Source organism: Streptomyces sp. NPDC058964, from assembly GCF_042741275.1.
GTDB lineage: Bacteria > Actinomycetota > Actinomycetes > Streptomycetales > Streptomycetaceae > Streptomyces.
The window spans coordinates 1-1,801 of record NZ_JBHYKH010000911.1; the positions used below are offsets into that span (position 1 = coordinate 1).

The window sequence follows — 1,801 nt, forward strand, 5'->3', positions numbered from 1 at the left end:
TCCTCGGCCCCTGAGGCCGCCGATCCTTCCGGATCTCGAAGTCCATCGCACCCCTTGAACTGGGGTGTTGCGACGACCACTAGAACGGAAGCTGCTGCGGGGCCCTTCTCGCTGTCGCCGGACACCCCGGCAAGTCGGCCCATTTCGATCAGCGTGCGTCAACCCGTCACCCGGGAAGAAGTACGACTTCGTCCCTCGAAACGGTGACCAAATGTCGCCAAATCATTACTGGGCGCTAACCTCACACGCGTGAAGCACTCCACCACCCAACAGACGCGACGCGGCCACCGGGGTCCTGCCCGCCGGGTCGGCCGCACCCTCGCCTTCGTCCTGCCCGTCGTCCTGGTGCTCTCCGGGACCCTCGCGGTCACCCGGGTCAACTGGACGGGGAGCCCCCGGAACTCGGTGCTCACCGCCACGGACGTCTCCTCGGCGGAGGTGTCGTCCGCCAAGGCCGGTGCCGTCTCCCGCGCCCCGCAGGACGTGCTGCGCGACCAGCTGATGACCGAGCTGCAGGAGAAGAACCCGGGCGAGGTGCTCACGCACCTCCAGCAGGCGGTCAACGGCCACCCGTCGCTGGCCAAGCACTGCGCCGCCATCGCCCGTGCCCTCGGCCGCACCGCGGTCCGCGTGTACGGCGCCTCGCGCGCCCAGTCGTACGCCCGCCCCGTCTGCGACACCTCCTTCGCCTCCGGCGTGCTGGCCGCGCACAGCTGACCGCCCCCGAACCCGGCTCCCGCCCGTCTCTCCGGCCCGCTTCCGGGCAAGGGACGGTTGGGAGGCCGGTAACGGCTCGTTAAGTACCGGTTGCGGGCGAAAGCCACCGGCGGGGCGCCACGTACAGTTCGCTCATGACCCATCCGAGCGCCGCGTCGCGCCCCACTCAAGCCGTCATCCTGGCCGGTGGCCAGGGCTCCCGGCTGCGTCCCTACACCGACGACCGGCCCAAGCCGATGGTCGAGATCCCCGGCACGGGCACCCCGATCATCGGTCACCAGCTGGCCTGGCTCGCCGAGGAGGGCGTGACGGACGTGGTGGTCTCCTGCGGCCACCTCGCCGAGGTCCTCCAGAAGTGGCTGGACTCGGCCGACCTGCCCGTCCGCGTCAACACCGTCATCGAGACGGAGCCCCTGGGCCGCGGCGGCGGCCTGAAGTACGCGGCCGCCCACCTGCCTCACCCGGACCGGCCCTGGTACGCCACCAACGGCGACATCTGGACCCGCTTCTCGCTGCGTGAGATGGCCGACTTCCACACCGAGCGGGACGCCGTGGCCACCCTCGCGCTGGCGCGTCCGCGCATTCCGTGGGGTGCCGTGAAGACCGACGGGTTCGGCCACATCACGGACTTCATCGAGGCCCCGCCGTCGACGTTCGAGATCAACGCGGGCGTCTACGTGTTCTCGCCGGACTTCGCCGGCCTGCTTCCCGAGCGTGGCGACCACGAACGGACCACGTTCCCGCACCTCGCCCGTGAGCGGCGGCTGGCGGGCTTCCCGCTCCCGCAGGGGGCGTACTGGCGGGCCATCGACACGGCGAAGGACCTGACCGAGGCCGCGAAGGAGCTGGCCGCTCTGGGACGGTGACGGTCCGGCCGTGCTCGTGGCACGGCCGTTCGCCGCGTCCCGTACGCCGAGCCGCTCGTGACGGTCCCGCGTACGGCCGCGGCGGGCCGTTCGTAACGGTCCCGTACGTACGAAGGGGGGCGCGCCCCCCCGCGGGGGGTGGGGGGGGGCCGGCGGGGGGGCGCCCCCCCGCGGCCCCGGGGGAGTGTAAAAAAAAAAGGGAACACCACTCAAGGGAA

At 71.5% G+C, this 1,801-nt stretch carries 2 protein-coding genes; both read left to right on the plus strand.

The features are described from left to right. The first annotated feature begins 249 nt into the window (after window positions 1-249). Entirely contained in the window at window positions 250-717 is a 468-nt protein-coding gene (locus ACFW2E_RS46305) for a hypothetical protein (RefSeq protein ID WP_384478039.1), read from the plus strand. A 134-nt stretch (window positions 718-851) separates the two neighbouring features. Beyond that, window positions 852-1,583 carry an NDP-sugar synthase gene (locus tag ACFW2E_RS46310; RefSeq protein ID WP_384478042.1) on the plus strand — a complete coding sequence of 244 codons (732 nt, stop codon included), beginning with the start codon at window positions 852-854 and terminating at the stop codon, window positions 1,581-1,583. The last annotated feature ends 218 nt before the right edge of the window (window positions 1,584-1,801 follow it).